Origin of the sequence: Candidatus Poriferisocius sp., from assembly GCF_965208355.1 — a bacterium.
Classification (GTDB): domain Bacteria; phylum Actinomycetota; class Acidimicrobiia; order Acidimicrobiales; family Bin134; genus Poriferisocius.
Map to the genome: position 1 here is coordinate 453160 of NZ_CBDBOM010000003.1, position 15960 is coordinate 469119.

Annotated in this window: 14 protein-coding genes; 12 read left to right on the forward strand and 2 right to left on the reverse strand. The window is 65.0% G+C overall.

What is annotated here, in order from left to right; genetic code table 11:
- The first annotated feature begins 3 nt into the window (after window positions 1-3).
- Genes folB through lysS form a run of 6 tightly spaced genes read left to right on the forward strand, consistent with a single transcriptional unit; the run spans window position 4 to window position 4880 of the window.
- Entirely contained in the window at window positions 4-372 is a 369-nt protein-coding gene (gene folB, locus ACOGXH_RS03340) for a dihydroneopterin aldolase (protein WP_419927702.1), read from the forward strand.
- 57 nt (window positions 373-429) lie between these two features.
- Window positions 430-912 carry a 2-amino-4-hydroxy-6-hydroxymethyldihydropteridine diphosphokinase gene (gene folK / locus ACOGXH_RS03345; RefSeq protein ID WP_419927703.1) on the forward strand — a complete coding sequence of 161 codons (483 nt, stop codon included), beginning with the start codon at window positions 430-432 and terminating at the stop codon, window positions 910-912.
- The gene (gene panC / locus ACOGXH_RS03350) at window positions 909-1781 is read left to right on the forward strand and encodes a pantoate--beta-alanine ligase (protein ID WP_419927704.1); all 873 of its coding nucleotides are present in this window, start codon (window positions 909-911) and stop codon (window positions 1779-1781) included. Before folK ends, panC begins: the two co-directional genes overlap by 4 nt.
- Window positions 1768-2637 (forward strand): carboxylating nicotinate-nucleotide diphosphorylase, encoded by an 870-nt coding sequence (gene nadC, locus ACOGXH_RS03355; RefSeq protein ID WP_419927705.1) that lies wholly within the window; start codon window positions 1768-1770, stop codon window positions 2635-2637. Before panC ends, nadC begins: the two co-directional genes overlap by 14 nt.
- Window positions 2638-2649: 12 nt before the next feature.
- Entirely contained in the window at window positions 2650-3444 is a 795-nt protein-coding gene (locus ACOGXH_RS03360; protein ID WP_419927706.1) for a type III pantothenate kinase, read from the forward strand.
- Window positions 3384-4880: a lysine--tRNA ligase gene (gene lysS, locus ACOGXH_RS03365; RefSeq protein ID WP_419930312.1), complete on the forward strand. Its 1497-nt coding sequence runs from the start codon at window positions 3384-3386 to the stop codon at window positions 4878-4880. Before ACOGXH_RS03360 ends, lysS begins: the two co-directional genes overlap by 61 nt.
- A 14-nt stretch (window positions 4881-4894) precedes the next feature.
- On the opposite strand, the gene ACOGXH_RS03370 is transcribed toward lysS, so the two are convergent.
- A complete protein-coding gene (locus tag ACOGXH_RS03370) occupies window positions 4895-5890 on the reverse strand; it encodes a polyprenyl synthetase family protein (protein ID WP_419927707.1) in 996 nt (331 codons plus the stop codon).
- A 121-nt stretch (window positions 5891-6011) separates the two neighbouring features.
- On the opposite strand from ACOGXH_RS03370, the gene ACOGXH_RS03375 reads away from it, so the two are divergent.
- The 4 genes from ACOGXH_RS03375 (at window position 6012) to ACOGXH_RS03390 (ending at window position 13600) form a co-directional block, all read left to right on the forward strand.
- On the forward strand, window positions 6012-6980 hold the full coding sequence (locus tag ACOGXH_RS03375) for an AAA family ATPase (RefSeq protein ID WP_419927708.1): 969 nt from the start codon (window positions 6012-6014) through the stop codon (window positions 6978-6980).
- Window positions 6981-7278: 298 nt separating this feature from the next.
- Window positions 7279-9492 (forward strand): S8 family peptidase, encoded by a 2214-nt coding sequence (locus ACOGXH_RS03380; RefSeq protein WP_419927709.1) that lies wholly within the window; start codon window positions 7279-7281, stop codon window positions 9490-9492.
- 90 nt (window positions 9493-9582) lie between these two features.
- The gene (locus ACOGXH_RS03385; protein WP_419930313.1) at window positions 9583-12096 is read left to right on the forward strand and encodes an ATP-dependent Clp protease ATP-binding subunit; all 2514 of its coding nucleotides are present in this window, start codon (window positions 9583-9585) and stop codon (window positions 12094-12096) included.
- 67 nt (window positions 12097-12163) lie between these two features.
- A complete protein-coding gene (locus ACOGXH_RS03390; RefSeq protein ID WP_419927710.1) occupies window positions 12164-13600 on the forward strand; it encodes an HAD family hydrolase in 1437 nt (478 codons plus the stop codon).
- A gap of 16 nt (window positions 13601-13616) precedes the next feature.
- Here the strand turns inward: ACOGXH_RS03390 and hemB are convergent, their stop codons facing one another.
- Entirely contained in the window at window positions 13617-14603 is a 987-nt protein-coding gene (gene hemB / locus ACOGXH_RS03395; protein WP_419927711.1) for a porphobilinogen synthase, read from the reverse strand.
- 59 nt (window positions 14604-14662) lie between these two features.
- On the opposite strand from hemB, the gene ACOGXH_RS03400 reads away from it, so the two are divergent.
- Complete coding sequence (locus ACOGXH_RS03400) at window positions 14663-15313, forward strand: dienelactone hydrolase family protein (RefSeq protein WP_419927712.1); 651 nt, start codon at window positions 14663-14665, stop codon at window positions 15311-15313.
- A 5-nt stretch (window positions 15314-15318) separates the two neighbouring features.
- Entirely contained in the window at window positions 15319-15957 is a 639-nt protein-coding gene (gene ispD / locus ACOGXH_RS03405; RefSeq protein ID WP_419927713.1) for a 2-C-methyl-D-erythritol 4-phosphate cytidylyltransferase, read from the forward strand.
- Window positions 15958-15960: the final 3 nt, after the last annotated feature.

The window sequence follows — 15960 nt, forward strand, 5'->3', positions numbered from 1 at the left end:
GCGGTGACTGAGGACCGCTTGCTGCTATGTGGCCTTCGGGTCATGGCGCTGTGCGGTGCGCTGCCCGAGGAAAGGGACCGGGCCCAGCCGTTCGAGCTGAACGTGGACCTCGGCGTAGATCTGGCCCCCGCAGGGCTCTCCGACGACTTGGACGACACCGTCGACTACGGAGCGGTGTGCGCCGCGGTTGCCGCCGCGGCCGAGGGCGAGCAGTACACCCTGATGGAGGCCATGGCCCATCGAGTCGTCGAGGTGTGTTTGGCCGCAGACCCCCGGGTGCAGCAGGTGACCGTGGAGGTCCGCAAGCTGCGCCCGCCAGTGCCTCAGCATTTGTCCACCAGCGGTGTCCGCATCACTCGTCACCGTCAATGACCAGGGCTTTTCCGAGCTTGGAAGTCAACCGGCTGATGGATTCAGGGGATTAGCCCGATGACCAGGGCGTATTTGGGGCTGGGGTCCAACTTGGGTGACCGCATGGGATATCTCCAGGCCGCGGTGGCCAACATGAGCGACTGCGTCGCCGTCTCCGGGGTGTATGAGACCGATCCCGTAGGAGGCCCCGACCAAGACCGATTCCTCAACGTGGTGGCCGAGCTGGACACAGACCAGTCGGCCCGGGGCCTTCTGGAGCTTTGCCAGCGACTGGAGGCGTCGGCTGAACGAGTGCGAGAGGTCCGCTGGGGTCCCCGTACGCTGGATGTCGATGTTCTGTGGGTTGACGGAGAGACGGTGGATGAGGTCGATCTGGTGGTGCCCCATCCCCGCATGTTCGAACGGGCGTTCGTGATGGTGCCGTTGGGGGAGTTGGCCCCCGACCTGGCCGAGGGTTGGACCGATCCCGGTACCGGCGGCTGTCGTCGCCTGGGCGACTGGGATGAGCCTATCCCGCGAACGAGCGAGGACATTTCGTGAGCGCTGTGAGCCAGATCCCCACTGTTGAGCGGGTGTCTGAGCTGCGAGCCGCATTGGATGCCGCCCGCCGCGAGGGCGGCTCAGTCGGCCTGGTGCCCACCATGGGCTATCTCCACGAGGGTCATCAGTCGCTGGTGGCCCGCTCCGCGGCCGAGAACGATCTGACCGTGGTGAGCATCTTCGTGAACCCGCTTCAGTTCGCCGAGGGTGAGGATTACAGCACCTATCCCCGTGACTTGGACCGCGACCGCCAGATGTGCGCCGATGCCGGAGCCGGTTTGATCTTCGCGCCACCCGTCGAGGAGGTGTATCCGCAAACGCCGGTTACCGCTGTCACGGTCAGGGGGCTGAACGCGGTGCTCGATGGCCAGTTCCGACCCACCCATTTCGACGGGGTCACCACCGTGGTGGCCAAGCTGTTCGCCATGCTGGGGCCGGGCCGGGCCTATTTCGGAGAGAAGGACTACCAGCAGCTGGCCATCATCCGCCGAATGGCCGACGACCTGTCGCTGCCGGTGGAGGTGGTGGGCTGTCCCACGTTCCGAGAGCCCGATGGCCTGGCCATGTCCAGTCGAAACGTGTACCTCACCGAAGATGAGCGTCCGGCGGCCATCGTTCTGTGGCGCTCGCTGCAAGCGGGCCGGGATGCGGTGCTCAACGGCAGCCGCGATCCCGACGAGGTGGAGGCGGTGATGGCCGCGGTGCTGGCCGCCGAGCCCAAGGCATCGCCCGACTACGCCGCGGTGGTACACGCCGCCACGCTGGAGCGTCCCGAGGCGCTGGACGGGGAGCTGCGACTGCTGGTGGCCGCCCGCCTCGGCCGAGCCCGGCTCATCGACAACTTGGGAGTAGACGTTGACCGGCTTTGACCCTCCGGCCCACGATGTGCGGGCCGCCGTCGAGCGGGCGCTGGCCGAGGACGTGGGACCCGACGGCGACCTCACCTCAACCCTTCTGCCCCCCGCCGATGTGACCGCGGCGATCGTGGCCCGGGCCGCCGGGCGCCTGGCCGGCAAGGCTTGCGCGATGGAGGTGTTCCGCCAAGTAGATCCCGCGGTGACGGTGCAGTGGGAGGCCGCCGACGGCGACTCGGTGAGCTCCGGCCAAGAGCTGGCTGTGGTCACCGGTCCCCGAGCCTCGGTTCTCACCGCGGAGCGCACCGCGCTGAACTTCTTGAGCCACTTATCGGGCATCGCCACCGAGGTTGCCCGCTACGCGGCGGCCGCCGCGGCCACCGGCCGCGCCCGAGTCCGCGATACCCGCAAGACCACCCCCGGCCTGCGGGCGCTGGAAAAGGCGGCAGTGCGGGCCGGCGGCGGCGACAACCACAGGGCAGGGCTGTCGGAGTGGGTCATGCTCAAGGACAACCACCTGGCCGTCATCACCATCGCCGAGGGGGTGGCGAGCGCCCGCCAGCACTGGCCCGGTCGGGCCGTCTACGTGGAGTGCGACCGGATTGATCAGGTGGATGAGGCCCTGGCCGCGGGGGCCGACGCCCTGCTGTTGGACAACATGGCCCCCGAAGAGGTGCGGGCGTGCGTCGAGCGGGCTGGGGGGCACGGCTGCCTGCTGGAGGTGAGCGGCGGAATTACCCTGGACACAGTGTCGGAATATGCCGCCACCGGGGTGGATTTCATCTCGGTGGGCCGGCTCACCAACTCGGCCCCGGCGTTGGACATCGCCCTCGATGTCGTCAATGTTCCGAACAACCCGGAAGAGGAGTAAACAAGGGTTCCTATGCTGCTGGCCCTCGACATCGGCAACACCCAGACCGTGGTCGGCCTGTATGAGGCCGACCGGGCCGAGGACTGCCGGGCCGAGGACGGTTTGATCGAGCACTGGCGGCTGTCCACCGTGCACGAGCGCACCCCCGATGAGGTGGCCGTGCTGCTGCGCAGCCTGCTCGACAGCATCGACGTCGCCATGGAGGACGACCTCACCGGCGTGGCAGTGTGCTCCGGGGTGCCCCAAATCCGCGAGAGCGTGCGGATGATGGTGCACCGCTACTTCGATTTCGAACCGGTGGTGATCGAGCCCGGCACCCGCAGCGGCATTCCCATCCTGTACGACAACCCCCGTGAGGTGGGCGCCGACCGCATCGCCAACGCGGTGGCCGCCCACCATCTCTACGGTGGCCCCGCGGTGGTGGTCGATTTCGGGACCACCAACAACTTCGACGTGATCTCCGAGGCCGGCGAGTTCATGGGCGGGGCCATCGGACCGGGCATCGAGGTCAGCCTGGAGGCCATGGTGGGCCGGGCCGCGGCCCTGGGGCCGGTGGCGCTCACCGAGCCCCGCAACGTGATCGGCAAGACCACCATGGAATCGATCCAATCGGGGGTCATCTACGGGTTCGTGGCCCAGATCGACGGCATGGTGAACCGCTTCGCCAAGGAGCTGGCCGGCGAGGCGGTCGTGATCGCCACCGGCGGACTGGCCCACCTCATCGCCCCGTTGTCGGACACCATCCAATACGTCGAGCCCTATCTGACCCTCCACGGCCTGTGGCTGGTCCACGGGCGCAACCAGTAGGCCGGCGCGTGAGCATTCCCTACCGGTTCGAGACCACCGCCACCGCCGGGGAGTGCCACCAGCGCCACGGCGACATCGAGGCCGGCACCGAGACCGGCCAGACGGTGTCGGTGGCGGGCCGGATCATGCTCCGGCGAGTGCAGGGCAAGCTGGCGTTCGCCACCCTGCAAGACGCCAGCGGGCGCATCCAGCTGTTTGCCCCCGCCAAGGTCACCCCCGACCACGACGGGTTCTGCGCTTTGTCGCTGGGCGACTGGGTGGGGGCGACCGGCGAGGTGATGAAGACCCGCACCGGGGAGCTGTCGGTGAAGGTGGAGCATTGGGAGCAGCTGGCCGAGGCTCGGCGGAGCTTTCCCGACAAGTGGCACGGGCTGTCGGACCCCGATATCCGCTTCCGCCAGCGCTACGTGGACCTCTGGGTGACCGAGGAGGCGCGACAGACCTTCCGACTGCGCTCGGAGATGATGTCGCTGACTCGCCGCTGGCTGGAGGATCGGGCGTTCGTCGAGGTGGAGACGCCGGTATTCCACCCCGTGCCCGGCGGCGCGCTGGCCCGGCCGTTCAGCACCCACCACAACGCGCTGGACATGGAGTTGTTCTTGAGGATCGCCCCCGAGCTGTACCTGAAGCGGCTGGTGGTGGGCGGTTTGGAGCGGGTGTACGAGATTGCCCGGGTGTTCCGCAACGAGGGTATCTCCACCCGCCACAATCCCGAATTCACCATGTTGGAGCTGTACTGGGCCTACGCCGATTACGGCGACATCATGGAGCTGGTCGAACAGCTTGTGGCCCATCTGGCTCTGGAGCTCAAGGGCACCACTGTCATCAGCTACGGCGGAAGGGAGCTGGACCTGACTCCGCCATGGCCCCGCTCCCGGTTCATCGACCTGCTGGCCACTCACAGCGGCCTGGACGTGGACCTCGACACCCCAGTGGAGGAGTTGCGGTCGCACTGCGCCGACCGGGAGATCCCGGTGAAGGACCGCTGGGGGTCGGGCAAGCTGCTCTTGGAGCTGTACGAGAAGACCACCGAAGCCGAGCTGTGGGGTCCGGTGTTCGTGTGCGACTACCCCAAGGAGGTGTCGCCGCTGGCCCGGGAGCACCGCGACCACCCCGGCTGGGTGGAGCGGTTTGAGGCCATCGTGGCCGGCCGGGAGCTGGCCAACGCATTCAGCGAGTTGACCGACCCCGACGAGCAGCGAGCCCGATTCGAAGAGCAGGCCGCCGACCGGGAAGCAGGCGACGCCGAGGCCATGGCGGTGGACTGGGACTACCTGCGGGCCCTGGAGTTTGGTTTGCCCCCCACCGGCGGGCTGGGAGTGGGCATGGACCGCCTGGCCATGCTGTTGGCCGACGTGCCCAGCATCCGCGATGTGATCCTGTTTCCCACTCTGCGCCCCGAACCTCCGGAGCGACCCGCGCCGCCAGAGAGCTAGACGGCTCCTGCGGCCTAGCCGTCGCCGAGGGGGATGCGGGCTCGGTCGATCAGATGGTCGGTGGCCACCTGCAAGGCGGCCGTCGCGGTGGTGGGGGGCAGCGACTCCAGGCTGGCTGAAGCCTGTTTGACATAGTCGCTGGCCACGTCCAGTGCTTCCTCGACGCCGCCGCTGGCCCGAACCAGCTGCAAGGCCGATCGGACGCTGGCATCCGATACCGTCCCGCCCAGCAGTTCCAGCAGCTGGGGGCCGCAGTCGGTGTGCAGCGCCCGGATCACGGGCAGGGTGTAGATGCCCTCATGAAGGTCGTTGCCCGACGGCTTACCCAAGTGCTCGTCGGTGGCCACGATGTCCAAGATGTCGTCCACCACCTGGAAGGCCAGCCCGTAGAACCGGCCGAACTCAGTGAGGGTGTCGATCGTCGGGCGGTCCAATCCGGCCACCAGGCCGCCGATGCGACAGGAGGTGGCCAACAGCGAGGCGGTCTTGCCCTCAATGGAGTCGGTGTAGGAGGACTCGGTGCGGTCAGGGTTGCCGGTGTCCTGAAGCTCCCGCACTTGGCCCTCGCACAGCCGTCCGATGGTGGCGGCCAGCAGACCGGCCACTTCCGTTCCCAGGGAAGCAGCCAGCTCTGAGGCTCGGGCCAGCAGGAAGTCGCCGGCCAGGATGGCCCGAAGGTTGCCCCATTTGGCGTTCACGCTGGCCACGTTTCGCCGTACCTGGGCCTCGTCCATCACATCGTCGTGGTAGAGGGATCCCAGGTGCACCAACTCCACCGCCACGCCGCCGGTAATCACGTCGTCTTCGGCCGGCGTTGGCTCGACCTGGGATATGGCCGCCGAGGCGATCACAAATCCCGGCCTCACCCGCTTGCCTCCGGCCCGGATGAGGTGGCTAGCCACCTCGGTGAGGAACGGATCCTGGGTCTTTACCGAGTCCTCCAACCGCAACTCCAGCCGGTCGAGGTCGCGCGCCATGGTAGGAATGAGATCAAGGGGGCTGCGAGCCACGGGCGTCAGCGTAGTGGCACCTTCCCCGATTTCCCCCACTCAACACGGTAGGACTTGTCAGCATCATCCGTATGCTTGAAGCTTCGCTAAGTTGACCTAGGATTTGGAAGGGGGAAGTGCCGTGGCTGCGTCAGCTGATCACATAAGAGCGATGGTCAAGAGCCACGGTGACGGCGACGACGAGGCCTTCTACTCCGTTGCCCTGCAGGTAGCAGCCAAGGCCGCCCGACAAGGGCATCATCATTTTGCCACCGATGTAAAGGAGCTGGTGGAGGCAGCTCGGCAGTCCAAGAAGGCATCCAACGTCACGTACATCGCCCAGCCACGAGGGGAGTTGGCTGATCTTGTGGTCGCTTCACACCCCGATGTGCGACTGAGCGATCTTGTGGCTCCCAAGAATTTGCGAGATTCGCTGGTCGATGTGATCACGGAACAACGCCAGCGGCATTCTTTGATGGACCACGGATTTCACCCAGTTCACCGCCTACTGCTGGAGGGACCGCCCGGTACCGGCAAGACGATGACTGCTTCTGTTCTCGCTCACGAGCTAGACCTACCATTGCTGACGATTCGCCTGGACAGCCTGCTCAGCAAGTATTTGGGAGAAACCGGATCAAAGCTCCGACTTCTCTTTGAGGCCGCCTCAGACCAGCGAGCCGTGTATCTATTCGACGAGTTCGATGCCTTGGGCGGAGACAGGGCGGGCAGCGACGTAGGTGAAGCGCGACGGATCTTGAACTCTTTCTTGCTCTTCTTGGAAAATACCGAGTCTGAGAGCGTGATCGTGGCGGCCACCAATAACAGATCCATCCTTGACCACGCTCTGTTCCGTCGTTTCGACTTGGTCCTCACCTACCAGATGCCCAGCACAGAGGATGCTGTCGCCGTACTAAAGGGACGACTTGGACTGATGGGGAAGGGTGTAGAATGGAAAGCAATTCAGGTACCTTGCGATGGTCTCAGCCATGCCGAATTGGTGAAGGCGGCTGAGGCGGCTGCAAAGGGTGCCTTACTGGAAGACAGCAAGTGTGTGGCAACCGACGATTTGGTAGTTGCCTTGAAGGAACGAGCAAGGGCAGCAGGTGCCTGAGGAAATTGAACGTTTTCGCCATCTGCTCCTCCACGGCCATGTGGAGGAGCAGAGATTCACTCCCCAAGGTAGAGGTGGATTCAAGTCCCGAGAGGTCGAACGCGAGTCACATGGTCGGCACCTGAGTGGACAGGTTCAGACAGCCCTAGAGATTCAGGACGACGCTCGGGACTCCTTCGACATTGACGAGCTCCGCTCTCTTGGAGTCATCCTTACCATCGAAAGCGCACAGGGGTTCTTGCTTAAGCTCGAGTCGCTTGACCGGCTGAGCAGGCATCGCCGGGTACCGAAGAGGCCCATGTGGTTGCTACTGAGTGTGACGCCTGCCAAAGACGAATTGCCTGAGCAAGCCCACGTGTGGGTCAGTGACGATTATCGGCAAGCGTTTCTCAATCTCTTTGAGGCGTTCATCAGCGAGGATCATGGTCTGAGCGGTCGCCCCAAGAACCGGCTGCTCATAGCCAATATTGATCGGATTCGAGCTACAGCTCTTCGTGATCTGTGGCAGTCGGACGGAGAACCCCCAGATCATGGGGTCTATTGGTGGGAGATCTGGTTGCGGGCTAGTGAAGACGCCGTTGACCTAGCTCGTCGATTTGCCGCTGTTGCTCAACTGAGCATCGCGGACCGTTGCCTTCGACTTGACAATCGTCACGTGGTTTGGATCGAAGCTCGGTGGGATGATCTTGTCCCACTCCCGGCGTCTGCGGTACCGATCGCTGAGATCAGGCGGCCACAATTTGTGGACACGATCCAAGACCTCGACAGAGAAGCACAGGGTGAATATGCCGATGACCTGGCGAGTCGAGTCAGCGCCTCTTTGCCTCACGCTCCTGCGGTCTGTCTGCTCGACACGGGGGCAAGGCGGTCTCATGTACTGCTTGAGAATTCTCTGTCGCATTCAGATATGCACACGGTTGTGGGTGGTCCACTAGGTGACCAGCATGGTCATGGGACTCTGATGGCAGGGTTGGCCCTATTCGGCCCACTGGATCAATTGCTGACTAGCAATGATCCAGTGGACCTCATCCACCGGTTGGAATCGGTGAAGTTCATCCCGGACCAGGGCGACGGTCATGAACCGGAGTCTTATGGAATTGTCACCGCAGAGGCGATAGTTCTCCCAGAAATCGAGTCCGGTAGACGCCGGACCTACTGCCTGACGGTCACTGGCCGCCCTGAACGTGCTGGAGAGCCCTCACTGTGGTCGGCTGCCGTCGATGCACTTGCCATGGGAACAGGAGTGGGCCGGTCCGATACTGGCATTGACCTCATTGGCCTCCCCGACCCTGATGCCAGACGCCTGGTAGTCGTCTCGACTGGCAACGTCGAAGGTCCCTACATGGTTGACTACCTGTCCAAGTGTGATCTCTCGCCCGTCGAGGATCCCGCTCAAGCATGGAATGCCCTCGTTGTTGGGGCGCACACCGAGCTTTGCAATACCCCCTCTGACTTTAGCTACGAGGGATGGGAACCCGTAGCCGTATCTGGCGACATCTCACCCCATAGCAGAACTGGGCTGATTGCTGGAGGCACGAAGTGGCCAAACAGACCGGATATCTGCATGGAAGGCGGAAATGTGCTGGCGGATGGCCGAGGTGACTTTGACAGTAGACACCCGACGGTGTCGCTATCCACCACAGCCAGCAAGAGCGATGGTGCCATAGGGTCAGCAAATGCAACTAGCGCAGCTACGGCACAGGCAAGCAGGTTGGCTGCTCGGGCAATGGCGGTCTATCCGGAGTTCTGGGCGGAAACTATCCGAGGCCTGATGACGCACGCCGCGGAATGGACACCACACATGCGTCGACTGATAGATCAGGAACAGAGCAAAACTGGGCGCCGAAATATGCTGCGCCGATACGGATGGGGTGTGCCCAATGCCCAGATGGTGGAGTCTTCGGCTCGCAACGCCGTGACCATGGTCACTCAGGACGAATTTGTGCCGTTTACTGGCAAGGAATACAGCATGCGCCAATTCCGCTTGCACACCCTACCGTGGCCAAGTGAGGTGCTATCGCAAATTGGAGAAGAGGACGTTGAACTTCGGGTCACGCTTACGTATTTCATCGAGCCGTCGGGATCACGGCGAGGTTGGCGGCATCGCTATGCGTATGCCTCACATGGCCTTCGATTTGAATTGCAGAGGCCCAATGAGCCAGTAACCGATTTCGTACAACGTGCGGGGCGCCTAGCAACCGCAGAAGAATCTGGCCGGGGAGTGGCTAGCAGGCCCATCAATTGGCTCGTTGGGCCAAATCAGCGCAACTCAGGCTCCCTACATCAAGACATCTGGCTGGGACATGGGGCTGAACTTGCAACCACTGGCGCAATCGCCGTGTATCCAGTGGGAGGCTGGTGGAAGAACAACGGACGCAAGGACCGCCAAGACCTGCCAGTCCGCTATGCCCTTCTGGTGTCGCTTCGGACGCCCGCTGAGGAGATTGATCTTTATACCCCAATTGCCGTGCAGGCTGGAGTGCCGGTGGAGGCTGTTGCCGTAGAGGTCTGAGCGGCCGACAAGGCTCGGTTGAGGCTTCGGGAACGAAATGGGGGGGTGGGGTGGTTACACTCAGAGTTGAACCTCTATCGGGAGATTGCCGTGTTCGAGAGATTCACAGATCGTGCTCGCCGTGTCGTTGTGCTGGCCCAGGAGGAGGCGCGCCTGCTCCACCACAACTACATCGGCACCGAGCACATCTTGTTGGGCCTGATTCACGAGGGCGAGGGCGTGGCCGCCAAATCGCTGGAATCCCTGGGCATTTCCCTGGAAGCGGTGCGCAACCAGGTAGAGGAGATCATCGGCCAGGGCGGGTCGTCCCCGTCGGGCCACATCCCGTTCACCCCCCGGGCCAAGAAGGTGCTGGAGCTGTCGCTGCGGGAGGCGTTGCAGCTCGGCCACAACTACATCGGCACCGAGCACATCTTGTTGGGCCTGATCCGAGAGGGCGAGGGCGTGGCCGCCCAGGTGCTGGTCAAGCTGGGGGCCGATCTATCGCGGGTCCGCCAGCAAGTCATCCAACTCTTGTCGGGCTACGGCGGCCCCCAGGGCTCGGGATCGCCGGAGAAGGCCACCACCTCTCCCGGCGGCAGCGGCGAGACTGGATCAGGCTCGTTGGTGCTCGACCAGTTCGGGCGCAACCTGACCAAGCTGGCCAAAGACGCTGGGCTCGACCCGGTGATCGGCCGCCAGCGGGAAACCGAGCGGGTCATGCAGGTGCTGTCTCGGCGCACCAAGAACAACCCGGTGCTGGTGGGCGAGCCCGGCGTGGGCAAGACCGCCATCGTGGAGGGCTTGGCCCAGCGGATTGCGGCCGATGACGTGCCCGAGACCATCCGCAACAAGCAGCTCTACACCCTCGACCTCGGCGCGCTGGTGGCCGGGTCCCGCTACCGGGGCGACTTCGAAGAGCGCCTCAAGAAGGTGCTCAAAGAGATCAAGACCCGGGGCGACATCATCTTGTTCATTGACGAGCTGCACACCCTGGTGGGCGCCGGTGCCGCCGAGGGGGCCATCGACGCCGCCTCCATCCTCAAGCCCATGCTGGCTCGGGGCGAACTCCAGACCATCGGGGCCACCACCCTCGACGAATACCGCAAGCACCTGGAGAAGGACTCCGCGCTGGAGCGCCGGTTCCAGCCGGTGAAGGTGGACGAGCCCACCATCGCCCACACCATCGAGATTCTCAAGGGTCTTCGTGACCGCTACGAGGCCCACCACCGGGTCACAATCACCGACCAGGCCCTGGTGGCGTCGGCCAACCTGGCCGACCGCTACATATCCGACCGCCACCTGCCCGACAAGGCCATCGACCTCATCGACGAGGCCGGCTCCCGCCTGCGCATCAAGCGGATGGAGACCCCCACCGACTACAAGGACTTCGAGAACGAGCTCTCCCAGGTGGTGTCCCAGAAGAAGAGCGCGGTCGAGCAGCAGGACTTCGAGGAGGCCGGTCGGCTGCGCGACAAGGAGAAGGAACTGCTGGCCGGCAAGGAGCAGATGGAGGCCGAGATCAAGGCCAAGGGCGTCGACCTGTTCGACGAGGTGGACGAAGAGGCGGTGGCCGAAGTTCTGTCCATCTGGACCGGCATCCCCGTCTACAAGCTCACCGAGGAGGAGACGGCCAAGCTCCTGCGCATGGAAGACGAGCTGCACAAGCGGGTGGTCGGCCAGGAGGACTCCATCAAAGCGGTGTCTCAGGCCATCCGCCGCACCCGGGCCGGGCTCAAAGACCCCAAGCGGCCCAGCGGTTCGTTCATCTTCCTGGGTCCGTCAGGTGTGGGCAAGACCGAGCTGGCCAAGACGCTGGCCGAGTTCCTCTTCGGCGACGAGCAGGCCCTCATCGCCCTCGACATGTCCGAGTACATGGAAAAGCACACCGTCAGCCGGCTGGTGGGTTCTCCGCCGGGATATGTCGGCTATGAGGAGGGCGGCCAGCTCACCGAGGCTGTGCGGCGCAAGCCGTTCTCGGTGGTGCTGTTCGACGAGATCGAAAAAGCCCACCCCGATGTGTTCAACACCCTCCTGCAAATCTTGGAGGAGGGCCGCCTTACCGACAGCCAGGGCCGGTCGGTGGACTTCCGCAACACTGTGCTCATCATGACCTCCAACTTGGGCACCCAGAACCTGCGCAAGGCCAACCTGGGATTCACCAGGGCCGACGAGGCCATCACCTATGAGCGCATGAAGGAGAAGGTCACTGACGCGCTCAAGGACCACTTCCGCCCCGAGTTCTTGAACCGCATCGACGAGGTCATTGTGTTCCACGAGCTGACCCGCGAAGAAGTCACCCGGATCGTCGACCTGATGATCAAGCGGCTGCAAAACCAGCTCGAGGCCCAGGGAATCGGGCTGGAGCTCACCGAATCGGCCAAGGTGCTCTTGGCGCTGCGGGGCTACGACCCCACGCTGGGGGCCCGCCCGCTGCGCCGGGCCATTCAGCGCCTGGTGGAAGATCCGCTGTCGGAGCGGCTGTTGTGGAAGGAGTTCCGGGCCGGCGAGACGATACTGGTTGACGCGGAGGACGACCCCGACGAGCCCGACGCGGAGCGGATCTGCTTCAAGGCGGTCGAAGGCTTCGAACCGCCTCCGGTGGAAGAGCTGGCCGGCGCTTAGTGGTATAGCAGCCATGCCCGAAGGGGTTGGCAGGGGGGCGGCAAGGCGGCGGGCTAGCCTGCCCTCAATGGTCGGCAGGTTCAAGCGGCTTCGCACAGCAGTGCTTCTGTTGGCGCTGACCTTGGCGCTGAGCGCCTGCCAGGTGGATATCGAGGTGGGCATCGGCTTCAACGAGGACGGCTCCGGGGTGGTTACCGTGGATGTGGCCCTCGACGAGCAGGCCATGGACCTGGCTCCCGACATCACCTCGAGGCTGTTGACCGAGGACATCGAGGACCCGGCATCGGGCTGGTCGTACAACGAGCCCCGCATCGACGACCAGGGTCGCACCAGCTTCTCAGCCTCCAAGCCCTTCAGTTCGACCGAGCAGCTCGAGTCGGTGTTGGCCGAGATCTTCATCTCCGACGACGTGTTCCGCGACTTCACCTTCGAGCGCGACACCTCTTTCGCCCAAGTCGACTATCGGGTCACTGGAGTTGTCGACCTGTCCGGCGGCCTAGACCTGATCACCGACCCCGAGCTCACCGCCCGCCTCGGCGGAGAGCCTTTCGGCGAGCGGACCGCCAATTTGGCTGGCGCGCTCGATGCGGTGACCGTGCGCCTGGTTTTGGACTTGCCGGTGGGCCCCGAGAAAGAAGAAGTGCTGCAACTGGGCCAGGGAGCCCAGCGCATCACCTTGACGGGCCCGGACGAGAGCGGCGCGGCGGTGACGCTGCGGTGGGTGGCCTGGGCCGCGTTCGCGCTGGTCGGCCTGTCGATTCTGATTGCGGTGGCCGGCTATCTGCTGGAACGACGGGCTCGGGACCGCAGCATCGACCCCACCTTTACCCAGGATTCACTGGCGCGCACCACAGGACCTGCCCCGGTGCAGCCCCCCCAGCGGCGGCTGCGGCTGGTGGTGTTGAATCCGCTCGGGGTGCTGTACGAGCCGGCCGACGATCCCGCCGAGCTTCTGGCTTCCTTTGCCGTCGAGCGCGGCCTGGAGCCAGACGACGAGGAGGTGCAGCAGCTCCACAATCAGGCGATTCTGGGCCGCATCACCCCCGCGGAGCTGTGGTCGGGGATCGGTCTGGACGGCGACCCCGTGGAGCTCACCGAGGAGTTCTTGTCCCAGTACACCGTGCGGTCGGGCGCCCGGGATTTCGTGGCCGAGATGGTGCGCCGGGAGCTCCCGGTGGCCTGTCTCACCAACGACGTGTCCTCGTGGTCGACTGCGCTCCGGGAGCGTCTCGAGATAGACGGCGTGGACACCTGGATTGTGAGCAGCGATGTGGGGGTGTGCATGCCTGCCCCCGGCATTTACGAGGCGCTGCGCCGCACCACGTCGGTTCCCTACGAGCACGCGCTGCTGGTGGACGTGGGCGTGGAGCACCTAGACGCCGCCCAGGCGCTGGGGATGTCCACCGCGCTGTTGGCCGACGCCCGCCCCGCAGACGGAGACACTCCCGGCCATGCGGTGGTGACCAGCTTCTCGGACTTCTTCCGCCGCCGGCCCCGCTCCTGAGCAAGAGCCCCTAGGGCTAGCTGAGTATCTGGGCAGCCTGTACCGCGAAGTACGTCAAAATGACGTCCGCGCCGGCCCGGCGGATGCCGCAGAGGGTCTCGGTCACGATGGCCTGCTCGTCGAGCCACCCCGACGCCGCAGCTGCCTTGATCATGAGGTACTCCCCGCTCACCTGATAGGCGGCCACCGGCACAACCGAGGCCTCGGCGAAGCGTCGCACCACATCCAGGTAGGGACCGGCGGGCTTGACCATCACCATGTCGGCGCCCTCGGCGATGTCCAGTTCCATTTCCCGCAGGGCTTCGCGGCTGTTGGCCGGGTCCATCTGGTAGGTCTTCTTGTCGCCGGAGCGGGGGGCCGAGTCCAGCGCTCCCCGGAACGGCCCGAAGAAAGCCGAGGCGTACTTGGCGGTGTAGGCGCAGATTCCCACCTCGGTGTGGCCGTGGTGGTCGAGGGTCTCGCGGATGGCCCCCACCCGTCCGTCCATCATGTCACTGGGGGCCACGATGTCGGCCCCGGCATCGGCATGGGTCAGGGCCTGGCGGCACAGCACGTCCACGGTCTCGTCGTTCACGATGGTCCCGTCGGGGGCCACGATGCCGTCGTGGCCGTCGCTGTTGTAAGGATCGAGGGCCACGTCGGTCATCACCACGGTGACGGGATGGGCGGACTTTATGGCCGCGATGGTCTGGGGAATGAGACCGTCGGGGTTCCACGCCTCGTCGCCGGTGGGGGTCTTCAGCTCATCGGGGGCGGCCTCGAACAGCACCACCGCCCGAACTCCGAGCTCAGCAGCCCTTCCAACCTCGCCGACCAGCCCATCCACGCTCCAGCGGTTCGTCCCGGGCATCGAGTCGATGGGCTCATCGGGTCCTCGGTGCACGAACAGGGGCAGTACAAGATGCGCGGGGCTGAGCTCGGTCTCGCGCACCATGTCCCGGATTGCCGGGGTACGCCGGTTGCGCCTGGGTCTGGCGGTGAGCTCCAAATGTGGATGAGCCATGCCCCCAATGCTCCCATCTCTGTCTTCGCTGCGCACTGTTGATGGGCTAAACAAGGGCCATGCGCATTGAGTTGTCGACCGGGACGGCGGCTGAGCTGGCACGGGTGCAAGGTGCTGATCGAGGGCTGGTGTTGATCCCGGATCTCATGGGTCTGCGGCCCCTGTTCGACGATCACGTGGCCCGGATTGCCGCCGATCAGGGATGGACGGTGTGCGCTCCCCAAGTATTCCCCGGTCGAGAGCACTTGGCGGCCGACGAGCGAATGGCCGCAGTATGCGAGCTTGTCGACGAAGAGGTGCTGGCCGACGTGATGGCGGCGGCCGACGCCACCGACTGCGAGACGGTGGTGCTCACTGGTTTCTGCATGGGCGGCATGTACACCATCAAGGCCGCGGCCACCGGGCGATTCCACCGGGCGGCCGCCTTCTACGGGATGATCCGTCTACCCGAGCATTGGAGGGGTCCGGGCCAAGGCGAGCCGCTGGAGCTGCTGGCCGCCGGTGATCCGTGTCCGCTGCTGGCCATAATCGGCACTGAAGACCCGTTCACCCCGCCCGACGACGTGGCCGCCCTGGAGGCCGCCGGCGCGGTGACCGTGGTCTACGAGGGTGCCGACCACGGATTCGTCCACGACCCCGATCGCCCGACCCACCGCGCCGCCGACGCCGCCGACGCCTGGCGCCACGTCATCGAGTTTCTGAGCCAATAGCGGCGATGGCGACTGATCCCTCGGTTTGGACGGTGGTCGTGGCCGCCGGCTCGGGCACCCGTTTCGGCGCCGCCAAGCAGTACCTGGAACTGGCCGGCTCCCGGATAGTGGACCGCAGCGTGGCGGTAGCCGCCCAAGTCTGCGACGGGGTAGTGGTGGTGGTTCCTGCCGGGGATGTCGAAACGGAATCGGCCCGGTTGGCCGCAGACTCGGTGGTGGCCGGTGGGGCGAGCCGGGCCGCCTCGGTGCGCAACGGTTTGGCCGCGGTTCCCCACGACGCCGACATCATCTGCGTCCACGACGCCGCCCGCCCGCTGGCTAGTCCAGACATCTACGAGAGGGTGGTCCAAGAAGTGCATTCGGGGGCGGCTGGCGCAGTGCCGGTGGTGCCGGTAACCGATACCATCCGCAGCGTGGACGGGGGAGTGGTGGATCGCAGCACTCTGCAAGCGGTGCAGACCCCTCAGGCGTTTCAGGCCGAGCTGCTGAGGATGGCCCACGCCGACGCCGCTGACGCCACCGACGATGCCAGCTTGGTGGAGGCGGCCGGATATGCCGTGGTCGCGGTGGACGGTCATCCCCGCAACATCAAGATCACCCACCCCGACGACCTGGCCGCGGCCGAAGCCTGGTTGGCAACATGACCG

What these genes read in the sequence shown, in the direction of transcription:
- ACOGXH_RS03400 (WP_419927712.1), top strand. Translation starts at nt 14,663, where the DNA reads ATGCGCATTGAGTTGTCGACCGGGACGGCGGCTGAGCTGGCACGGGTG.
- ACOGXH_RS03380 (WP_419927709.1), top strand. Translation starts at nt 7,279, where the DNA reads ATGTGGTTGCTACTGAGTGTGACGCCTGCCAAAGACGAATTGCCTGAG.
- ispD (WP_419927713.1), top strand. Translation starts at nt 15,319, where the DNA reads ATGGCGACTGATCCCTCGGTTTGGACGGTGGTCGTGGCCGCCGGCTCG.
- ACOGXH_RS03360 (WP_419927706.1), top strand. Translation starts at nt 2,650, where the DNA reads ATGCTGCTGGCCCTCGACATCGGCAACACCCAGACCGTGGTCGGCCTG.
- ACOGXH_RS03390 (WP_419927710.1), top strand. Translation starts at nt 12,164, where the DNA reads ATGGTCGGCAGGTTCAAGCGGCTTCGCACAGCAGTGCTTCTGTTGGCG.
- folK (WP_419927703.1), top strand. Translation starts at nt 430, where the DNA reads ATGACCAGGGCGTATTTGGGGCTGGGGTCCAACTTGGGTGACCGCATG.
- hemB (WP_419927711.1), bottom strand. Translation starts at nt 14,603, where the DNA reads ATGGCTCATCCACATTTGGAGCTCACCGCCAGACCCAGGCGCAACCGG.